Genomic DNA, 16,416 nt, shown 5'->3' with positions numbered 1-16,416 from the left:
GGTTTCCTCGCCCGCTGCTGCATGGCGCGTTTCCCGCAGATTCCACGACAACACAGACTGGACGTCCGCCAGCCATGCCGAAGCGCTGCTTCGGAGATCGGAAACGAACGTCCCCGCAACCGAGGTGAATCGTCATGAACGAGCAGAGGGCAAACACCGTCCAGGCCGATACCCTGCGGATCGCCTATGTCGAGCACGGTCCCGCCGACGGGTGGCCGGTGATCCTGTCGCACGGGTTTCCCTACGACATCCACGCCTTCGACGCGGTCGCCGCGGTGCTCGCCAGCGCGGGCGCGCGGGTCGTGGTTCCCTACACGCGCGGGTTCGGTCCGACCCGCTTCGTGTCCGATACCGTCATGCGCAGTGGCCAGCAAGCCGCGCGCGGCCGCGACATCGTCCAGCTCGCCGACGCGCTGGGCCTGGAGCGCCCGATCCTGGCCGGTTTCGATTGGGGCGGCAATGCATCCTGTGTGGTGGCGGCGCTGTGGCCCGAGCGCATCGGCGGCCTGGTCTGCTACGCCGGCTACGACATCATCGACGTGCAGGCGCAACGGCTTGCGGCCGCGCCGTCGCTCGAACGCGTCTGCTGGTATCAGCATCTTTTCCAGACCGAACGCGGGCGCCAATGCCTGGCCGAGCATCGTCGCGATCTGTGCCGCTTGCTATGGGAGGAGTGGTCGCCCGGCTGGCAGTTCGACGATGCGACCTTCGCGCAGACCGCAAGCGCGTTCGACAATCCGGACTTCGTGGACGTGGTGATCCACGCCTACCGCCATGCCTTCGGCCGGGAGGCTGGCGACCCGGCGTTGCAGCCACTCGAAGACCGCTTGGCGGACCGGCCCGCGATAACGGTTCCGGCGGTGACGCTCGACGGCGCGAACGACCCGCTCAAGCCGGGCGGGACCGGGAGCCATGCCCGCATGTTCGTCGGGTTGCACGAGCACCGCGTCGTCGACGCCGGGCACAATCTGCCCCAGCAGCGGCCCGACGTGTTCGCCGACGCGGTATTGGCCGTCCGTGCGTGGCTCGACCGGCGCCATTGACGGGCGAGGGTTGCCAACGCCGCGCAGTCGCCTGCGAGTAGGCCATCGGAGGTGTCACGTACGACCGACAGGCCTGTCAGGCGGCAGGCTGTCCAAGAAAGCGTACGGGAGTAGGGCGATCGCGGCGGCCTGCGCCGGCCGCGCGCAGTGCAGCTCAGGCGACCTGCAGCTGGCTCTGCATCAGCGCCTGCTGGTAGGCCTTGTAGGCAGCCTCGTTGTAGGCGACCAGGATCACCCGCTTCGGCACCGCATGCGCGCGCTGCCACGCCATGGTTTCGGCGACCGCGATGCGCGCGGCCTGGTGCAGTGGATAGCCGTACACGCCGCAGCTGATCGCCGGGAACGCCACCGAGTGCAGGCCCATCTGTTCGGCTAGGCGCAGCGAGCGCCAGTAACAGTTGGCGAGCAGCGCCGGTTCGTCGTGGGCGCCGTCGCGCCACACCGGGCCGACGGTATGCAGCACGTGGCGTGCCTTGAGCCGGTGGCCGCCAGTGGCGCGGACTTCGCCGACCGGGCAACGCACACCGGGCTTGAGTTCGGGCAGGCGCAGGCATTCCTCCAACAGCTGCGGGCCCGCTGCGCGGTGGATCGCGCCGTCCACGCCGCCGCCGCCGAGCAGGGATTCGTTGGCGGCGTTGACGATGGCGTCCACGTCCAGTTCGGTGATGTCGCCTTGCCAGATTTCGATCTTCATGATGCGATCTTTATGGGATTCCAATGATGGAAACGTGATGAACCTGGCGGCCGGGCCAGCCCGGTGCAACGGCGGCTTAACCGGAGAACGGCAAGACTGCAGCGTCTCCATCTCAGCGCCTGCGACATGAACCGGACCCAGCCATCACCCGCCATCGCCGAGGCCCTGGCGCGCGGCGAGATCATCAAGGCAATCAAGCTGTTGCGTGACCAGAGCGGCATGGATCTGCGCAGCGCCAAGCAGCAGGTGGACGCGTGGCTGCAGGCGGGGGCGGCGCAGACGGTCGCGGAGATGCTGCACCGGCAGGCCGGCAGCGAACCGCCGCAGGCCGCCGCGTCGGCGGAAGCGCAGACCGGGGGGCTGCCGCCCGCCGCGCTGCAGGCGCTGGGCCAGGGCCAGTTTCTGCAGGCGATCAAGCTGACCCGCGAGCAGCATCCGGGCATGGGCCTGCGCGAGGCCAAGGAATTGGTGGAAGGCTACCGCGACCGCAACGCGCCGCGCGCAGGAACGCCGCCGACCGTGGCCACCGGCGATCGCCCCGGCGCATGGCTGTGGGGCACGCTCATCCTGCTGCTGGCCGTCGCTGCGGCGTTCTGGTGGTTGAGCAGCTAGTGTGGGAGCGACTTCAGTCGCGACGCGCTTTACTGGCGAGGCTTGTTGCGACTGAAGTCGCTCCTGCAAGACTGTCGAGCCGGTGACGATGACTCGGTTGGATGCGTGTGCGGTGCCGATCCATCGCGACGCATCCCATTCTGCGCGGAGTGGCCTACAGCCAGCGCTTGACCTGCGCGCAATAACGGTCGTAGGCATCACCGAAGCGCTGGCGCAAGCGCGCCTCCTCGAACGGGATCACCACCCGCTGCAGCGCCAGCAGCGGCAATGGCAGCAGCAACAGCGCCCACGGCCAGCCAATCTGCACGCACAGGCCGACATAGCTCAGCACCAGGCTCACGTACATCGGGTTGCGGGTGTAGCGGTACGGACCGCGCAGTACCAGGCGCGACGGCGCGCCTTCGGGCAGGATCGTGGTACGGCGCTGCGCGAACAGCACGAAGCAGGCCAGCGCCAACAGCAATCCGGAACCGGCGACGATCCCGCCGGCGATCTGTATCCATGCCAGCGTGCGGCCCTGCGGCAGTGGCAGGGCGAGCATCCGCTGCAGCAGGGCGCCCAGCAGCAGCGCGAGCAGGAAATGCGCTGGCGAGGTCGAACGCACCAGCAACGGCACACGCGCGGACCGGCTGTCGTCCCGTCCTGAAACTCGATTGCTCAACGCTCCCTCCCCGGTTGCCAGGCTCCCTGCGCGGCTACTCTACCGTGCCGGTCGGTGCCATGTCCCACGCCGGCTGGGCATGCCACGCGAAACCGCAGCTGCCATGCCAGCGTGTGCGGCCACGTCGACCAGTGCCGTGCACGCCAACATTCGCTGGCAAGTGGCGTTGCATGGCGGGGACGCGGCATCGCCTGCGCGTGTCGAGGCGGGTGCATGCGAAACAGGCGAACGGTTGTCCAACTGCGGCCGCATCGGGAAGACGGATGCGTCACGCCACGCATGCTGCGGGGCGCACAGCGGAATGCGCAACAAGTTCGCGATGCCGTGCTGCATCGAAAGGCTGCGCATGCCCCCAGTGCATCGCATCCAGTGTCACCAGGCAATGCCTCGGGAATGCATCGACGGACAAGTTCCGTCATGCCAGAGACGGCAAAAGCTAAACTGCCGCGCGACACTCCCTCACTCGCCAGTTCCAATCCATGCCCCTACCGCAAGCGTCCGCCGACACCGCCTCCGTTCCGCGCCGTCGCGTCATCCTCGAAGACGACATCGACGGCTTCACGCCCGCGCAGTTGCTGTTGCTGCAATCGCCCGACGTCGAGGTGCTCGGCATCTCGGTGGTCAGCGGCAACATCTGGCGCGACGAGGCGCTGGCGCATACGCGCCGGCTGCTTGAAATCGCCGGCCGCGGCGAGGTGCCGGTGCTGCCGGGTCCTGTGCATCCGTTACTCAACAGCGAACTGGCTACCGAGCGCTGGGAGGCGCTGTACGGCAAGCTGCTGTGGAAGGGCGCGTGGACCAAGCAATGGATCGAGCACGACACGGTGCAGAGTTCGCCGCGCTACCACGCGCACGACGTGGTGCCCGACCTGGCGCTGGGCAATCCGTCGGTGGTGCAGGCCGCGGACGAGCCGGCGGCGTTGTTCATGATCCGCAAGGTGCGCGAATTTCCCGGCGAGGTCAGCATCGTCGCCACCGGCCCGCTGACCAATCTGGCGCTGGCGCAGCGGCTGGATCCGCAGTTCGCGTCGCTGGCCAAGGAGCTGGTGTACATGGGCGGCAGCCTCAATCCGCGGCAGCGGCGCGACAGCGTGTCGGCGCGGCAGTTCGCGCGCGAGTTCGTCAACTCGCCGCGGCGCGAGTTCAACATCCGCTGGGATCCGGAAGCGGCGAGCATCGTGATGCGGTCGCCGTGGCGGCGGATGCTGATGGTGCCGGTGGACCCGTCCACCGCGACCGAACTGAGCCCGCAACTGCTGGCGCGGATGAGCGCCGCCGACACGCCAATCGGCCACGCGCTGCGCAGGCGCGAACCGGGCTTTCCGCTGTGGGACGAACTGGCCACGGCGCTGTGGTTGCGCCCGGAGTTGGCTACCGCGACCGAGACGCTGTACGTCGACACCAACACCGAGTTCGGTGCCGGCTACGGCGACATCCTGTCGTGGGCGCCGGGCTACCAGCCCGGGCTGGGCGAACAGGCGCAGACGGTGGTGCGCGAGGTCGACGTGGAGGCGATCGAGCGATTGCTGGTGGAGCGGCTGACCGCCCCGCAGCCGCCGGCGCTGGGCGTGCCGTTGCCGGGCTAGTGTCTTGTTTCGGATGTCGCGAAGCGTCGGGACTGACGTCCCTCCCACAGTGCACTCAGCTTGGTACGGGGATCAGGACGGCACGCGCGACGAACGCAGCGCTGAGATTTGTCCGGCCTCGGATGGTTTGGGACTGATGCACGCGGCCGCGGAGTTCTTCGAGGTTGCCTCACATTCGCCGCAGCGGCACCGCTTCCCTGGAGGAGCGGCTTCAGTCGCGACGAGCGGAGAGGCACGCTTTCCGGCGTCGGGACTCAACAGAGTCGAAGCGCTTCCGGCGATGCGCTGCGTCACTTCGCACCGCATCGGGGCCATGCGCGGGCGCGGGCGACGCGCCGCCGCGCGTCGATGCGCTCCCGCTCCCCGTCACGGCAGACCGGCCAGCCAGTCGTCGTCGGAGCCTTCGTTGATGTCGGCGAACAGCGGCGTGGAGAAGTAGCGCTCGCCGGTGTCGGGCAGCATCGCCAGGATCACCGAGCCGGGCGCGGCGGTCTCGGCCACGCGCAGCGCGGTGGCCACGGTGGCGCCGCCGGAGATGCCGGTGAAGATGCCTTCCTCGGCGGCGAGGCGGCGCGAGACGGCGATGGCGTCGCTGTCCTCCACGCTCAGCACCTCGTCGTAGACCTCGCGGTTGAGCACTTCCGGCACGAAGTCCGGAGTCCAGCCCTGGATCTTGTGCGGCTTCCACTCCTGGCCCTGCAGCAGCGCGGCGCCGGCCGGCTCGGTGGCGGTGATGCGTACGTCCGGGCGGGCCACGCGCAGCACTTCGCCGACGCCGGTGAGGGTGCCGCCGGTGCCCCAGCCGCTGACGAAATGATCCAGCCGGCGGCCGGCGAAATCGCGCAGGATCTCCGCGGCGGTGGTGCTGCGGTGGTACGCCGGATTGGCCGGATTGGCGAACTGGCGGGCCAGGAACCAGCCGTGCTGCTGGGCCAGTTCCTCGGCCTTGCGCACCATGCCGCTGCCGCGCTCGGCGGCCGGGGTCAGGATCACCTTGGCGCCGTAGGCGCGCATCAGCTTGCGGCGCTCGATCGAGAACGTCTCCACCATCGTCGCCACGAACTTGTAGCCGCGCGCGGCGGCGACCATCGCCAGGGCCACGCCGGTGTTGCCGGAGGTGGCTTCGACGATGGTGTCGCCGGGCTTGAGCAGGCCCTTGGCCTCGGCATCGAGCACGATCGCCAGCGCCAGGCGGTCCTTGACCGAGCCGCCCGGATTGAACGCCTCGACCTTGACGTACAGGCTCACGTGCTCGGGCGGCAGACGGTGCAGCTTGACGATCGGGGTGTGGCCGATGGTGTCGAGGATGTTGTCGTAGATGGCCATGCGCAGGGTCTCCGGAAAGGGATGCGGGTCAGGCGGCGTGGGCCAGGGTAGGCACGGCCGGCTTCGGGAAAGGTGAGGGTGGTGGCGCCAGCGGCGTGGCGCCGAACCAGTGCAGCGTGGTCGCCAGCGCGGCCACCTCGCCCAGGATCAGCAGCGCCGGCGACCGCACCTGGTGCGCGCGGGCGGTGTCGGGCAGGTCGGCGAGGGTGCCGACCACCACCCGCTGCTCCGGGCGTGAGCCGTTTTCCACCAATGCGAACGGGGTATCGGCGGCGCGGCCGGCGCGCAGCAGGCGCTCGCGCACCGTGTCCAGCCCGGCTACGCCCATGTACACCGCCAGGGTCTGCCGCTCCTGCGCCAATGCGGCCCAGTCCAGCGTGTCGAACGAGTCCTTGCAGTGCGCGGTGGCCAGGCGCAGCGACTGCGCGTGCTCGCGGTGGGTCAGCGGGATGCCGGCATAGGCCGCGCAGGCCAGCGCCGCGGTGATGCCCGGCACCACCGCGTAGGGCACGCCGTGCGCGCGCAGGCATTCCAGTTCCTCGCCGCCGCGACCGAACACGAACGGGTCGCCGCCCTTCAGCCGCACCACGCGGCGGCCGCGTCGCGCATGCTCCAGCATCAATGCGTGGATCTGCTCCTGGCGCACGCTGTGACCGCTGGCCGACTTGCCGACTTCGATCCGCTCGGCCGTACCTGGCAGCAGATCCAGGATCGCGGCGCTGACCAGGCGATCGTGCAGGACCACGTCGGCGCTGCGCAGTGCGTGCAGCGCGTTGAGGGTCAGCAGGCCGGGATCGCCGGGGCCGGCGCCGACCAGGGTCACCATGCCGGGACGGATCGCTTGCGCCTGCGGCGTTGCGGCGGCCGCGCCGAGGCTGCCGTCGGCAGCATCGGCCGACGGCGTTGCCACGGCCGCATCGGCTGCACCAGGCGCGGCCTGTGCCAGCACCCGCTGCGCGGCGGCGATCTGCAGCGCCTGCCGGTTCACCGCGGGGTCGTCGCTGGCGGCGATCAGGTACCACACCGCGTCCAGCCAGGCGCCATCGAAGCGGCCACGCAGCCACTGGATGCGTCCGGCCTCGGCCAAGGCCTGCAGGGCCGGGGTCAGCGTTGGCGCACCCAGCCGCGGCACCGCGCCGGCGGCGAGCAGCGCCTGCACCTGGCGCTCGGCGGCAGCACCGCCGCCGACCACCAGCACGGGGCGCTCGCGCAGGTCCGGATACAACGCAATCGGGGCAAGGCTCACGGCGGTCGCAGCGCAGGAAAGAGGGAGGAGCCGTGACCGTAGCGCCGGCTTATAGCCCCAGGAAATGACTTCATACCTCTACCAGATAGCTTTCGGTTATAAGGTGGCAGGACCATTTCCACTACAGTCGTGGCTGCTCCCGCCAGGCGGCGCCTCGCCCACGCTTTCGATGACGCTGACCCAACTCCGCTACCTCGTCGCCATCGCCGACGCCGATCTCAACATCACCCTGGCGGCGGCGCGCGTGCATGCGACCCAGCCGGGGCTGTCCAAGCAGCTCAAGCAGCTGGAGGACGAGCTGGGCTTCCTGCTGTTCGTGCGCAAGGGCCGCAGCCTGGAGACGGTGACCCCGGCCGGCCGCGAGGTGATCGAGCGCGCCCGTGCGGTGCTGGCCGAGGCCAACAACATCCGCACCTACGCCGCCAACCAGCGCCGCGAGAGCCAGGGCCAGCTGACCCTGACCACCACCCACACCCAGGCGCGCTTCGTGCTGCCGCCGGCGGTGGCGCAGATCAAGCAGGCCTATCCGCAGGTCAGCGTGCACCTGCAGCAGGCGGCCGAGAGCGCGGCGCTGGACCTGCTCAGCCAGGGCGACGCCGACATCGCCATCGTCAGCACCGCCGGCAGCGAGCCGGGCGCCGGCATCGCAGTGCCGCTGTACCGCTGGCGGCGGCTGGTGCTGGTGCCGCGCGGGCATGCGCTGGACGTGCCCAAGCGGGTGCCGGACATGGCCGCGCTGGCGGTGCAGCCGCTGATCAGCTACGAATCCTCGACCCGTTCCGGCTCCTCGCTGCAGCGCGCCTTCGCCCGGCTCGGCCTGGAGCCTAGCATCGCCCTCACCGCGCTCGACGCCGACCTGATCAAGACCTACGTGCGCGCCGGTCTCGGCGTCGGCCTGCTCGCGGAGATGGCGGTGCATGCCGGCGATACCGACCTGCGCGCGTGGCCGGCGCCGCCGGAGATCCCCGAGTGCATCGCCTGGGCGGTGCTGCCGCGCGACCGCGTGCTGCGCGACTACGCGCTGGAGCTGGTGCACGTGCTGGCGCCGCAGATCGACACCCGCGACCTGCGCCGGGTCATGGAAGGTAACCAGGAACCGGATTGGCCGACGCCGCCGACCTGGGAAGAGTTGACCCAGACCATCACCAGCTGAGTCCGGCGCGGATCCGTGCTGGCCGGCGGCGGCGGCGCGCTGCTGCGCGTGCCTGTTGCGCATGCTCAGCGGCCGTTGCGCAGCCTCGGCGCAGCGACTGGATGCCGATGCCGGGACGCTGGCAACGCGCCTGTCGCAGTTGCCTGAACTGGAGGCGAGCTACTCCGGGCTGGAACTGCAGGTGCGGTTGGCCGCGTTCCGCCAGCAGGCCTTGCGGGCGCTGGCGCAGGAATACGCCGGCGCTGAACGCCGCGCCGTCACCGGCGGCGCAATGACGCCGCGCCACGGCCGTTCCGCGAAGAGTCGCCGCGGGCAGGGCGGGCGCATCGCTGACGCGCCATGCACCTCGCGGTGGTACGGCCCCCGGGCCCGGCCGGCCCAGTCGCCTGGCCATCGGCGCCGAAGCGCCAGCACGGCGGTTCGCGCGTTGCCGCGGTCCGGGCCGCCGCCTATGATGCGTGCCGGCGTATTCGCGACGGCCGGCGGCAGCCGCGACAGGCCGCGATCAAGGACGAGCGGCGCGGCGCCGGCATGGCCAGGCGCGCGTCCGATGCCGATCACCAGGGGGAAGGATGGCAGCTTGTGCATGTTGTGACGCGACCGTGCTGTTCGGCGGTACGCGCGTCGGCGATCGCCGTGATTGCAGTGCGAGCTGCGCGTCGCGCGTTCCATTGCAATCGGTAGTGCCGCAGGTGCCGCTGCAGGCCGCGCACGCGCAAGCGCTGCAGATCTTCCGCGGGCGTTGCCCGCAGTCCGGTGCGACGCGCCAACCGCCGCCGTTGCCTGCCGCGAACGCCTGATCTCACACCCCCTTGTCGCCTATCGCCGCATGCCGTCGGCTCCGACGCGCTGCGTTCTTTTTTCTCAACCCAAGGAAGTCCATGCATCCCGTCCTCCAGCAGAACCTGTTCTTCGTCAAGGAACAGGTCGGCATGTTCAAGGCCGCCAACAACTACGACGTGTTCGACCCGCAGAGCAACCAGAAGGTACTCGAATGCCGCGAGCCGAACCTGGGTATCTTCACCAAGATCTTCCGTTTCACCGACTACAAGCGGATGACCCCGTTCCACGTGGAAGTGCGCACCCCTGACGGGCACAAGGTGCTGACGGTCAAGCGCGGTTTCTCGCTGTTCCTGTCCAAGGTCGAGGTGCTGGACGAGCACGATCGCCTGGTCGGTTCCTTCAGCCAGAAGTTCTTCTCCATCGGCGGCAAGTTCGACGTGCTCGACGCGCGCGAGAAGCTGGTGTGCACGCTGCGCGGCAAGTGGACCAGTTGGGACTTCCGCTTCGTGCAGGGCGAGCGGGAACTGGCGCGCGTGTCCAAGAAGTGGGCCGGGCTGGGCAAGGAGCTGTTCACCTCGGCCGACAACTACATGCTGGCGATCGAGAACGCGGTGCCGGCCGAGGACGACGTGCGCGTCCTGATCATGGCCGCGGTGCTGTGCATCGACATGGTGCTGAAGGAGTAAGCGCCGGTCGCCGCGCGTGCCGCTGTCGGTGCGCGCGGCGACTTCGCCCAGGCCGCTCGCCGTGCCGCCAGCGGCATCAGGCCGGGCGGCCGCGTCCTCAACGTTGCGGACACTGTCTCGGCGGTGCGGCACACGCCGAGACGCGCTTGAATCGCTACCGCGCGCCACCGTGCCTCAGGCCGGCGCAGCGCCGGACGCTGCCGCCAGCGTTTCGGGCGTGGGCAAACGCTCGCTGTAGCGGTCGACCAGGTGCGGGGCCAGGTCGCGGGTGAGCAGGGTGAACTTGACCAGCTCCTCCATCACGTCGACCACGCGGTCGTAGTACGCCGACGGCCGCATCCGTCCAGGCGTGTCGAATTCCTGCCAGGCCTTGGCCACCGACGATTGGTTGGGGATGGTCAGCATGCGCATCCAGCGGCCGAGCACGCGCATCTGGTTGAGCGCGTTGAACGACTGCGAGCCGCCGGACACCTGCATCAGCGCCAGGGTCTTGCCCTGGGTGGGGCGGCGCGCGCCCTGGCTGAGCGGAATCCAGTCGATCTGCGCCTTGAGCACGCCGCTCATCGCGCCGTGCCGTTCCGGCGAGGACCAGACCATGCCTTCGCTCCACAGCGTCAGTTCGCGCAGTTCCTGCACCCTGGCGTCGCTGTCGGGCGCGGCGTCGGGTAGCGGCAGCCCGGCCGGGTCGAACAGCCGGGTTTCCGCGCCCATCGCCCGCAGCAGCCGCGCCGCTTCCAGCGCCAGCAACTTGCTGTAGGAACGCTCGCGCAGCGAGCCGTACAACAGCAGGATGCGCGGCGGGTGCGCGGCGCGCGCGGCTGTCAGCGACGACGGATCCGGGCGCACGAAGGCGGCCGGGTCCAGGTTCGGCAGGTCGGACAGGTCAACCGACACGATGGCCGTCCGCATCGATCAGCGCTGCGCCGTCTTCCTTGGCGAAGGCGCCGCGCTGCGGCGACGGCAGGATCTCCAGCACCGTCTCCGACGGCCGGCACAGGCGCGTGCCCAGCGGCGTGACCACGATCGGCCGGTTGATCAGGATCGGGTGCTGCAGCATCGCGTCCAGCAGCGCGTCGTCGCTCAGCGCCGGGTCGTCCAGGCCCAGCTCGGCGTAGGGCGTGCCCTTCTGCCGGATCGCCTCGCGCAACGGAATGCCCATCGCCGCGATCAGCGCCTGCAAGGTGGCGCGGTCGGGCGGGGTCTTCAGGTATTCGACCACGGTCGGTTCCGCGCCGCTGTTGCGGATCAGTCCCAGGACGTTGCGCGAGGTGCCGCAGGCGGGGTTGTGGTAGATCGTGATCGGGTTCATCGGGACTCGGGACGGTAAGGGGAAATGGGGCGTTACGGCCTGTGCGCCGCGGCGGGTACGGCAGCATCGGGGAGGCTGCATTCGCCGTTGCCGCAGCAGTTCTCGGTCAGGAAACCGATCAGCGCGTACATGCGCGCATAGTCGGCGCGCAGCCGGATCACCCGGCCCTGGCGTTCGTCGCCGATCAGGCCGGCGCCGCGCAGCACATGCAGATGCGCGGTCAGCGTGGCCGGCGCCAGCCCCAACACGGCGCGCAGTTCGCCCACCGCCATCCCGTCCGGGCCGGCCTGGACCAACGCGCGGTAGGCGGCCAGGCGGTGCCCGTGGGCCAGGGCGCGCAAGGCGGAAACGGTGCTGTCGGTGTCCATCGTTTCGATAATTCCAGAAATTACGAAATGAGGCAAGGTGGATTGCCAGGAGAGGGCGCCATGCATGCCGGGACGGCGTGATGTCGGCGAGCGGCAGCCAGTGGCACGTTCTCTCGCTCTGCGCTGACCATGATCTGGTCGAGCAGTCGACACGGCGAGTCACCGCAGGTCGTCTGCCTGTTCGCCTCCGCCGCCACGCGTCCCATGCTGGACGTCGCAATGCAGCCGCCACCGCGTTGCGAACGTTGCCCAGGCTGCCCAGCGAACATGCGCTGCGCGCTTATGTCGCGTTGGCATCGCGCAAGCGGCCGACTAGACTGCCGCGGTGATCCGTCGCCGCCAGCCGCTATCGTTCTGGGCACTGCTCGCCACGCTGGCGATCGTGCTGATGCTGACCGCGCCGCTGTTGAGCCGCTGGCAGCAGGCACAGTCCAGCGCCTGGACCGACGCGGGCGCCGGTGCGCTGTGCAGCAGCCGCGGATTACAGGCGTCGCCCTCGCTGCCGATCGCAATGATGGCATCGCACGCGGGCGTGCACGACGACGGCGGCATGTCGCACGAGCAGGCCTGCGATTACTGCCTGCTCGCGGCGCGGCTGCTGCCGTGGGTGGCGTTGTTGCTGGTGCTGCTGCCCTGGCTGCGGCCGCGCCTGCCGGCCGCGTCGCGCTGCATACGGATCGTGAAGGCCGCGCCTTGGCGCGCTCACGCCGCGCGCGGACCGCCTCTGTTCTCCTGAACCACGAGTTGGCTGTTCTTTCGTACCGCGGCATCGCCGCGGCACGTCTTCGTGCTGATGGAGCCATCGATGATCCGTTTCTTTTCCCTGCCGCGGATGGCGGCGTACAGCTGCGTGTGTCTCGCGGCCAGCGCGACCGCGCCGACACGCGCGGCCGATAGCGGCGTGCAACCTCCCCCCGGCGATTCGGCGCTGACCCTGGGCAAGGTCCAGGTCACCGCCAATCCCCTTTCCGCGCCGGCCGCGCGCAGCGTCCTGAGTTCGGTGGACATCCTCGGCGGCGACCTGCTGCAGGACCAGCACGTGGACTACAGCTGGGAGCTGCTGATGCGCGCGCCCGGCGTGCAGGTCACCCAGTTCAAGATGGGCACCGATGCCGGCCGCTTCTCGTTCCGCGGCTTCAACGGCGAAGGCCGGGTCAACGCGGTCAAGCTGCTGATCGACGGCGTGCCCAGCAACGACAACGCCGGCGGCATGCCGTACCTGGACGCGGTGTTTCCGCTGGATATCGCCGCGATCGAGATCGTGCGCGGCACCAACGATCCGCGCTACGGATTGAACGCCATCGCCGGCAGCGTCGATGTGCTGACCCGCAGCGGCGGCAACGACGGCCGCGCCAGCGTTACCGTCGGCAGCTTCGGTACGCGCGAGGTGCAGGCCAGCCAGGGCATCGAGCGCGGCGGCTGGAGCCAGAACTATTTCGCCGCCTGGCGCGACAGCGACGGCTACCGCGCGCATGCCGACGCGCGCAAGCGCGCGTTCGCCGGCAAGTGGTTCTACACCGCGCCGGACGCCGCCTGGCGCGCCGGGCTCAGTGCGCGCTACTACCGCAACCAAGCGCTGGAAGCGGGCTATCTGGACTACGCCAGCGCGCAACGCGCGCCGCGCAGTTCGCCGGACTATGCGCGCGACGACCGCAGCGAACGCCAGACCGGGCAGGTGAGCCTGCATCTGGACGCGCAGCTGGCGGACGCCGTGCAGGGCAGCGCCAAGCTGTACTGGAATCGCTACCAGAACCAGCGCTGGGTGCGCTTCACCGCCGCCGGCGCGCAGCAGGAGCGCGATACCGACGAAACCCAGCGCGGTTTCCTGGCCAAGGCGACCTGGCGCCCCGAGGTGGACTGGGCGACGGCGTTCGCGCTGGAAGGCGGCATCGACGGGCAATGGCAGGACAACACCTCGCAACGCTATCGCACCGTGGCGCGGGCACGCACCGCGCCGCTGCGCGACTGGGATTTCGATCTGGACACGCGCGGCGCCTATGTGCAGGCGGTGATCCGCCCATTCGAGCGCTTGCAGCTGGTGCCGGCCTATCGCGTGGATCGGATCGACGGCAGTTTCCGCGATCGGCTCGGCGGCGTGCGCTACCCGGCCTACGCCTACGGCACGATCAAGCAGCCCAAGCTCAGTGCGGTGTTGACGCTGACTGCGCAGACCAGCGTCTATGCCAACATCGGCCGCACGTTCCAGATCGGCAGCGGCAACGGTGCCTACCGCAGCCAGCCGGGCAACCTGGCGCCGTCGTACAACGACGGCTGGGAGGCCGGACTGAAGTTCGCCGACGCCAGGCGGCTGGATGCGCGCATCGCGTACTGGGAGCAGCGCGCGTCCGACGAGGTGGCGACGATTCTCGGCGTCGATGGCACGGTTGGCAGCGGCGAGGTCGGCAACGTCGGCAAGACCTTGCGCCGCGGCTGGGATGCGCAGCTCAACCTGCGCGCGGACGCACGCTGGACGCTGTGGCTGGCGTATTCGCGGCAGCGCGCGATCATCGTCACGCCCGATCCGAGCGCGCCGGCGACGCGCGGCAAGGAGATCGAGAACGTGCCGCGCTCTCTGGCCAGTGCCGGCGTCGACTGGCAGGCCACGCCGCGGCTGAAACTGTCGGCCTGGGGCAATGCGCAGGGCGACTACTACGTGGAACGCAGCAACACGCTGGGCCGCTACGGCGGTTATGCGCTGGCCAATGTCGGCGCGACCTGGGCGTGGCGCGCGCAACGCGAACTTTCGCTGCAGTTGAAGAACCTGACCGACCGCCGCTATGTCTATGCCTGGTACGACAGCGGTTCGTCCGGCTACTCGCCGGGCGACGGCCGCGCGCTGTACGCCAGCCTCGGCTGGGGCTGGTGATGGCCATGCCGACCTCGACGCCCGCGCCGCCGGCGCGCTTCTACCGCGCGGTATGGCGCTGGCATTTCTACGCCGGCCTGCTGGTGCTGCCGCTGCTGGCCTGGCTGGCGCTGACCGGCGCCGCCTTCGTCTACCAGCAGCCGATCGACGGCTACTTCCACCGTGCGTTGAAGACGGTGCAGGTGCCGGCGCGGGCCCGGGCCGTCGCGCCGCAGCGGCTGCTCGACGCGGCGCTGGCGGCGCAGCCGGGACAGGCATTGCGCTACACCACGCCGCTGCGCCGCGACGCATCGGCGGAGGTGACGGTGGGCACCGCCGATGGCCGCCGGCTGGTGGTGTACGTGGATCCGTACCGCGCGCGCGTGCTGGGCAGCCTGCCCGAGCACGGCACGGTGGCATGGACGATCCGGCGCCTGCACAGCCTCGCCCTGGTCGGGCCGTGGGCCAGCGCGTTGATCGAAGTGGCGGCCGGCTGGGCGATCCTGCTGGTGCTGACTGGCGTCTACCTGTGGTGGCCGCGCGGCCGCCGCGGCGGCGTCACGACGGTGCGCGGACGGCCGCCGCAGCGCGTGTTCTGGCGCGATACGCATGCGCTGACCGGCAGCGTGGTCGGGGCGATGCTGCTGTTCCTTGCGCTGACCGGCATGCCCTGGTCGTGGTTCTGGGGCGCGCAGGTCAACCGCCTTGCCAATGGCCATCACTATGGCTATCCGGCCGGCCTGCGCGTGGACCTGCCGATGTCCGCGCAGCGCCTGAGCGATGACGAGGTGCCGGCCTGGTCGCTGCGCCAGGCGCGGTTGCCGCAGTCGCAGCTGCCGCAGGCCGCGATGCCGATGCCGATGCCGATGCCGATGCCGGCGGCGGAGGATGCGCGTTCTGCATCAGACGTAGCGGACAACGGCAACGGTGCGCATGCAGAGCATGCGGGGAACGCGGAGCATGCCGCGCATGGCGCTATGGCGATGGATGCGATGGATGCGATGGCGCTACAGCCCGGTGCGATCGGCCTGGACGCGGCAGTGGCGCGGTTCCAGGCGCGCGGCATCGCCGCCGGCTACGGCGTGGCGCTGCCGCGCGGTGCGCGCGGCGTGTACACCGCATCGGTGTATCCGTCGGAGCTGGCGCAGCAGCGGGTGATCCATCTCGATCAGTACAGCGGCAAGGTGCTGCTGGACATGCGCTATGCCGACTACGGGCCGCTGGCCAAGGCGTTGGAATGGGGCATCAACGTGCACCTGGGGCAGCAGTACGGCACGTTCAATCAGCTAGTGCTGATCGTCTCGTGCATTGGCATCCTGCTGTTGTGCGTCAGCGCCGCGCTGATGTGGTGGAAGCGGCGGCCGGCCGGCGGGTTGGGCGTGCCGCCGCTGCCGGCGGACCGGCGCAGCTTGCGCGGCGTGCTCGCGCTGCTGGCGATCGGCGGCGTGCTGTTCCCGCTGGTGGGGGTGTCGTTGTTGTTGATGCTGGCGCTGGATTGGTTGCTGGTGCTGCGGCGGGAGTGAGGTGGTGCTGTTTGGACGCAAGGACGCGGTCAGCTCATTGGTGGCGCTTTGGGAGGACTTCGGTCTCGATGACATCCGAGTCCGGGAGGTTTCTCGTTCCGCTCGTCGCGACTGAAGTCGCTCCCACAGGGGCTCGCGGTCAGCTCATCGGGTGCACTGCGGGAGATACTTCAGTCCCGACGGCATCCCGAAGCCGGAAGGTTCGCCGCTCCGTTCGTTGCGGCTGAAGCCGCTCCTACAGGAGGGCTACGCGAGGCGCCTGCTGGGTGCAGTGTAGGAGGGACTTCAGTCCCGACCGTATCTATCCGAAGCCGGAAGGTTCACCGCTCCGTTCGTCGCGGTTGAAACCGCTCCTACAGGACGCTGTGCGAGGCGCCTGCTGGGTTCACTGTAGGAGGGACTTCAGTCCCGACCGTATCTATCCGAAGCTGGAAGGTTCACCGCTCCGTTCGTCGCGGTTGAAACCGCTGCTACAAAGCGCTGCGAGTAGACCGGCTGGTGCACGTGAGGGGACTTCAGTTCCGACGGCATTCGAAGCCGGACGGTCTATCGCTTCGTTCGTCGCGACTGAAGTCGCTCCT

Annotated in this window: 16 protein-coding genes; 8 read left to right on the top strand and 8 right to left on the bottom strand. The window is 69.6% G+C overall.

The annotated features are described in order from the left end of the window. Positions 1-134: 134 nt before the first annotated feature. A complete protein-coding gene (locus tag VDQ83_RS04345) occupies positions 135-1,043 on the top strand; it encodes an alpha/beta fold hydrolase (protein WP_455433985.1) in 909 nt (302 codons plus the stop codon). 154 nt (positions 1,044-1,197) lie between these two features. On the opposite strand, the gene VDQ83_RS04340 is transcribed toward VDQ83_RS04345, so the two are convergent. Next, a complete protein-coding gene (locus VDQ83_RS04340) occupies positions 1,198-1,737 on the bottom strand; it encodes an O-acetyl-ADP-ribose deacetylase (RefSeq protein ID WP_455433984.1) in 540 nt (179 codons plus the stop codon). Between the two features lie 126 nt (positions 1,738-1,863). On the opposite strand from VDQ83_RS04340, the gene VDQ83_RS04335 reads away from it, so the two are divergent. Continuing rightward, a complete protein-coding gene (locus tag VDQ83_RS04335) occupies positions 1,864-2,349 on the top strand; it encodes a hypothetical protein (protein ID WP_455433983.1) in 486 nt (161 codons plus the stop codon). A 154-nt stretch (positions 2,350-2,503) separates the two neighbouring features. Here the strand turns inward: VDQ83_RS04335 and VDQ83_RS04330 are convergent, their stop codons facing one another. Further along, the gene (locus VDQ83_RS04330; RefSeq protein ID WP_455433982.1) at positions 2,504-3,010 is read right to left on the bottom strand and encodes a methyltransferase family protein; all 507 of its coding nucleotides are present in this window, start codon (positions 3,008-3,010) and stop codon (positions 2,504-2,506) included. Positions 3,011-3,489: 479 nt separating this feature from the next. Here VDQ83_RS04330 and VDQ83_RS04325 point away from each other — a divergent pair, with 479 nt between their 5' ends. Beyond that, positions 3,490-4,596 carry a nucleoside hydrolase gene (locus tag VDQ83_RS04325; protein WP_455433981.1) on the top strand — a complete coding sequence of 369 codons (1,107 nt, stop codon included), beginning with the start codon at positions 3,490-3,492 and terminating at the stop codon, positions 4,594-4,596. A 366-nt stretch (positions 4,597-4,962) separates the two neighbouring features. On the opposite strand, the gene cysK is transcribed toward VDQ83_RS04325, so the two are convergent. Continuing rightward, complete coding sequence (gene cysK / locus VDQ83_RS04320; protein ID WP_455433980.1) at positions 4,963-5,922, bottom strand: cysteine synthase A; 960 nt, start codon at positions 5,920-5,922, stop codon at positions 4,963-4,965. A gap of 28 nt (positions 5,923-5,950) precedes the next feature. Further along, positions 5,951-7,168, bottom strand: a complete 1,218-nt coding sequence (cobA, locus tag VDQ83_RS04315; protein ID WP_455433979.1) for a uroporphyrinogen-III C-methyltransferase — start codon at positions 7,166-7,168, stop codon at positions 5,951-5,953. 169 nt (positions 7,169-7,337) lie between these two features. Here cobA and VDQ83_RS04310 point away from each other — a divergent pair, with 169 nt between their 5' ends. Then, positions 7,338-8,321: a LysR family transcriptional regulator gene (locus tag VDQ83_RS04310; RefSeq protein ID WP_179566748.1), complete on the top strand. Its 984-nt coding sequence runs from the start codon at positions 7,338-7,340 to the stop codon at positions 8,319-8,321. A gap of 159 nt (positions 8,322-8,480) precedes the next feature. On the opposite strand, the gene VDQ83_RS04305 is transcribed toward VDQ83_RS04310, so the two are convergent. After that, entirely contained in the window at positions 8,481-8,909 is a 429-nt protein-coding gene (locus tag VDQ83_RS04305) for a hypothetical protein (protein ID WP_455433978.1), read from the bottom strand. Positions 8,910-9,202: 293 nt separating this feature from the next. On the opposite strand from VDQ83_RS04305, the gene VDQ83_RS04300 reads away from it, so the two are divergent. Next, positions 9,203-9,790 carry a phospholipid scramblase family protein gene (locus VDQ83_RS04300; protein ID WP_263395506.1) on the top strand — a complete coding sequence of 196 codons (588 nt, stop codon included), beginning with the start codon at positions 9,203-9,205 and terminating at the stop codon, positions 9,788-9,790. Positions 9,791-9,964: 174 nt separating this feature from the next. Here VDQ83_RS04300 and arsH read toward each other — a convergent pair whose 3' ends face one another. The 3 genes from arsH to VDQ83_RS04285 are packed head-to-tail and all read right to left on the bottom strand — an operon-like array spanning position 9,965 to position 11,467. Next, the gene (gene arsH / locus VDQ83_RS04295) at positions 9,965-10,672 is read right to left on the bottom strand and encodes an arsenical resistance protein ArsH (protein ID WP_455434015.1); all 708 of its coding nucleotides are present in this window, start codon (positions 10,670-10,672) and stop codon (positions 9,965-9,967) included. A gap of 1 nt (position 10,673) precedes the next feature. After that, the gene (gene arsC / locus VDQ83_RS04290) at positions 10,674-11,099 is read right to left on the bottom strand and encodes an arsenate reductase (glutaredoxin) (protein ID WP_455433977.1); all 426 of its coding nucleotides are present in this window, start codon (positions 11,097-11,099) and stop codon (positions 10,674-10,676) included. A 32-nt stretch (positions 11,100-11,131) separates the two neighbouring features. Beyond that, the gene (locus tag VDQ83_RS04285) at positions 11,132-11,467 is read right to left on the bottom strand and encodes an ArsR/SmtB family transcription factor (RefSeq protein WP_455433976.1); all 336 of its coding nucleotides are present in this window, start codon (positions 11,465-11,467) and stop codon (positions 11,132-11,134) included. Between the two features lie 328 nt (positions 11,468-11,795). Between VDQ83_RS04285 and VDQ83_RS04280 the strand changes: the two genes are divergently transcribed. The 3 genes from VDQ83_RS04280 (at position 11,796) to VDQ83_RS04270 (ending at position 15,835) form a co-directional block, all read left to right on the top strand. After that, positions 11,796-12,203 (top strand): DUF2946 family protein, encoded by a 408-nt coding sequence (locus tag VDQ83_RS04280; protein ID WP_455434014.1) that lies wholly within the window; start codon positions 11,796-11,798, stop codon positions 12,201-12,203. 69 nt (positions 12,204-12,272) lie between these two features. Then, entirely contained in the window at positions 12,273-14,333 is a 2,061-nt protein-coding gene (locus VDQ83_RS04275) for a TonB-dependent receptor (protein WP_455433975.1), read from the top strand. A 5-nt stretch (positions 14,334-14,338) separates the two neighbouring features. Next, positions 14,339-15,835, top strand: a complete 1,497-nt coding sequence (locus VDQ83_RS04270; protein ID WP_455433974.1) for a PepSY-associated TM helix domain-containing protein — start codon at positions 14,339-14,341, stop codon at positions 15,833-15,835. Positions 15,836-16,416: the final 581 nt, after the last annotated feature.

The organism is Xanthomonas sp. WHRI 7945 (genome assembly GCF_035026585.1).
Note: the sequence above shows the minus strand (reverse complement) of the source record. Positions and strands in the feature narration are given on the sequence as shown.

Excerpts from the sequence above, each read along its gene's own strand:
- VDQ83_RS04345 (WP_455433985.1), top strand. The coding sequence starts at position 135 with ATGAACGAGCAGAGGGCAAACACCGTCCAGGCCGATACCCTGCGGATC.
- VDQ83_RS04340 (WP_455433984.1), bottom strand. The coding sequence starts at position 1,737 with ATGAAGATCGAAATCTGGCAAGGCGACATCACCGAACTGGACGTGGAC.
- VDQ83_RS04335 (WP_455433983.1), top strand. The coding sequence starts at position 1,864 with ATGAACCGGACCCAGCCATCACCCGCCATCGCCGAGGCCCTGGCGCGC.
- VDQ83_RS04325 (WP_455433981.1), top strand. The coding sequence starts at position 3,490 with ATGCCCCTACCGCAAGCGTCCGCCGACACCGCCTCCGTTCCGCGCCGT.
- cysK (WP_455433980.1), bottom strand. The coding sequence starts at position 5,922 with ATGGCCATCTACGACAACATCCTCGACACCATCGGCCACACCCCGATC.
- VDQ83_RS04310 (WP_179566748.1), top strand. The coding sequence starts at position 7,338 with ATGACGCTGACCCAACTCCGCTACCTCGTCGCCATCGCCGACGCCGAT.
- VDQ83_RS04305 (WP_455433978.1), bottom strand. The coding sequence starts at position 8,909 with ATGCACAAGCTGCCATCCTTCCCCCTGGTGATCGGCATCGGACGCGCG.
- VDQ83_RS04300 (WP_263395506.1), top strand. The coding sequence starts at position 9,203 with ATGCATCCCGTCCTCCAGCAGAACCTGTTCTTCGTCAAGGAACAGGTC.
- arsC (WP_455433977.1), bottom strand. The coding sequence starts at position 11,099 with ATGAACCCGATCACGATCTACCACAACCCCGCCTGCGGCACCTCGCGC.
- VDQ83_RS04285 (WP_455433976.1), bottom strand. The coding sequence starts at position 11,467 with ATGGACACCGACAGCACCGTTTCCGCCTTGCGCGCCCTGGCCCACGGG.
- VDQ83_RS04275 (WP_455433975.1), top strand. The coding sequence starts at position 12,273 with ATGATCCGTTTCTTTTCCCTGCCGCGGATGGCGGCGTACAGCTGCGTG.
- VDQ83_RS04270 (WP_455433974.1), top strand. The coding sequence starts at position 14,339 with ATGCCGACCTCGACGCCCGCGCCGCCGGCGCGCTTCTACCGCGCGGTA.